Genomic DNA, 2,525 nt, shown 5'->3' with positions numbered 1-2,525 from the left:
GCCGGCTCCCGGTGGGGGGCCGGCGCCCACCCCGGGGCGTGGCACGCCGAGCGCGTTCGAACGAATGTGCCGCCGCGCCCGGTTCCGACCGCGTCCGGTCGGCACCGGGCACGGCGGCCCGGGGGACTCAGTCGGCGCGCCGGCCGACCAGGCGCCAGGCCAGGGGCAGCGCCCCCATCGCCAGCGCCGCCTTGAGCGCGTCGCCGATCAGGAAGGGGAGCATGCCGACCGCGACGGCCTGTCCGAGGCCCATGCCGGTGGCCAGGGCGAGGTAGGGGACACCGATGGCGTAGATGATCACGGTACCCACGGCCATCGTGCCGGCGGTGCGCCACATCGTGCGGTCGCCCCCGCGCCGCGCCAGGGCGCCCACGGCCGCGGCGGCCAGGCCGAAGCCGAGGATGTAGCCGAAGGTGGGCATGCCCCAGCCGGAGGCGCCCTCGGCGAACCAGGGCATGCCCGCCATGCCGATCAGCGCGTAGAGCAGCAGGGAGGCGAAGGCGCGCAGCGGGCCGAGCGAGACGCCCACCAGCAGGACGGCGAAGGTCTGGCCGCTGACCGGGACGGGCGAGCCGGGCACCGGCAGGGCGAACTGGGCGGCGACACCGGTCAGGGCGGCGCCCCCGGCGACGAGGGCGATGTCGCGGACCCGGGCGCGGGCGGCGGTACCGGCGGGCAGCATGTCGGCGAGGACGGCGCCCGGCCCGGGGTGGGCGGCGGCGGTGCTCATGGGATCTCCACGGGACGGGATGGACGTGCGGGCACGGCCGGACCCGGTGGCGTGTCGGCCCCGGTCACGGCCTCCCCGACGCTAACCGAGGACCGGGCCCGGTTCCGCGTGAGCTTGGCGACAAAACCACACCGTCTCCCTTGTGGGCCCCGCTCCCCGTCCGGGGTTCCCCGCCATCCGCCCGCGACGACCCGCGGGGGCACTCCGCTGCCGTGATCGGGAAGTTGCTGCTAGCCTGCTGTTGCAAGTCATTCGCAGAAAAGAGGACCGCGCAGGGCCCGCGCGGGTCGACCAGGGCACCCACGCCGTCGAAGGGCACCGGACATGGCCGTCTACTCACTCCCCGAGCTCCCGTACGACTACGCCGCGCTGGAGCCGGTGATCACCGGGGAGATCATCGAGCTGCACCACGACAAGCACCACGCGGCGTACGTGAAGGGCGCGAACGACACCCTGGAGCAGCTGGAGGAGGCCCGGAGCAAGGAGCAGTGGGCCGGGATCAACGGTCTGGAGAAGAACCTGGCCTTCCACCTGTCCGGGCACATCCTGCACTCGATCTACTGGCACAACATGTCCGGCGACGGCGGCGGCGAGCCGCTGGAGAAGGACGGCACCGGTGAGCTGGCCGACGCCATCGCCGAGTCCTTCGGCTCCTTCGCCCGCTTCAAAGCCCAGCTCTCCAAGGCCGCCGCCACCACCCAGGGGTCGGGCTGGGGCGTCCTGGCGTACGAGCCGGTGAGCGGCCGGCTGATCGTGGAGCAGGTCTACGACCACCAGGGCAACGTCGGTCAGGGCTCGGTGCCGATCCTGGTCTTCGACGCCTGGGAGCACGCCTTCTACCTGCAGTACCGCAACCAGAAGGTGGACTTCGTCGAGGCGATGTGGCGGGTGGTGAACTGGCAGGACGTGGCGGCCCGGTACACCGCCGCCCGGGAGCGCGCCGGCACCCTGCTGCTCGCCCCCTGAGGCACCGCTCCGGGCCGGGCGCCACCGGCCCACCCGAACCCCTCGCTCGCGTGATCGTCTTCTCACCGCTCACCGGGCGGGTGGAAAGGGACGGGGGCCCGCGCGGTCGTGACGCGCGGGCCCCCGTTCCGTCGTGGACCGGTCGGTCCGCGGCGCGTCTCAGTCGATCCGGGGCCGCTCGGTGCGGGATCGCTTGAGCTCGTAGAAGCCCGGCGTGCCGGCCACCAGCAGCACACCGTCCCACAGCCGCCCCGCCGCCTCGCCGCGGGGCATCGGGGTGACCACGGGGCCGAAGAAGGCCACCGGCTCGCCGTCGGGCCCGGGAACCGCGATCACCGGGGTGCCCACGTCCCGGCCGACCAGCCCGATCCCCCTGCCGTGGGAGGCGCGCACCTCCTCGTCGCGGTCGGTGGACTCCGCCTCGTCGGCGAGTTCGACCGGCAGGTCGGCCGCCTTCAGGGCCTCCCGCAGGGTGTCCCGGTCCAGCGCCCGGCCCTCGCCGTGGCGCCGGTTCCCCAACTCGGTGTAGAGCCGGTCCAGTGCCTCCTGCCCGTGCTCGGCGGCGACCGCGACGCACACCCGCACCGGCCCCCGGGCCTCCCTCATGCCCTGCCGGTACCTCTCGGGGAGTTCGTCGAGGCGGTCCTCGTTGAGGACGGCCAGACTCATGACGTTCCAGCGCACCCGCACCGGCCGCACCGCCTCGACCTGCTTCATCCACCGCGAGGTCACCCACGCCCAGGGACAGGCGGGGTCGAACCAGAAGTCCGCCGTCACCGGTTCCCCGTCGCCGCCGGCCCCGTCACCCGGGCCGCCGAGGGAGGCCCCC

General features: G+C 74.2%; 3 protein-coding genes. 1 reads left to right on the top strand and 2 read right to left on the bottom strand.

All coding sequences use genetic code 11. The annotated features are described in order from the left end of the window. Positions 1 to 127 precede the first annotated feature (127 nt). Positions 128 to 730: a biotin transporter BioY gene (locus tag FOE67_RS22575; protein ID WP_182666681.1), complete on the bottom strand. Its 603-nt coding sequence runs from the start codon at positions 728 to 730 to the stop codon at positions 128 to 130. Positions 731 to 1,054: 324 nt separating this feature from the next. Between FOE67_RS22575 and FOE67_RS22570 the strand changes: the two genes are divergently transcribed. After that, positions 1,055 to 1,696 (top strand): superoxide dismutase, encoded by a 642-nt coding sequence (locus FOE67_RS22570; protein WP_182666680.1) that lies wholly within the window; start codon positions 1,055 to 1,057, stop codon positions 1,694 to 1,696. A 159-nt stretch (positions 1,697 to 1,855) separates the two neighbouring features. Here the strand turns inward: FOE67_RS22570 and FOE67_RS22565 are convergent, their stop codons facing one another. After that, positions 1,856 to 2,473, bottom strand: coding sequence for a mycothiol-dependent nitroreductase Rv2466c family protein (locus FOE67_RS22565; protein ID WP_182666679.1), 618 nt, complete (start codon positions 2,471 to 2,473; stop codon positions 1,856 to 1,858). Positions 2,474 to 2,525 lie beyond the last annotated feature (52 nt).

This window comes from Streptomyces calidiresistens (genome assembly GCF_014141525.1).
GTDB lineage: Bacteria > Actinomycetota > Actinomycetes > Streptomycetales > Streptomycetaceae > Streptomyces > Streptomyces calidiresistens.
This window is presented reverse-complemented; position numbering and strand designations above follow the sequence as displayed.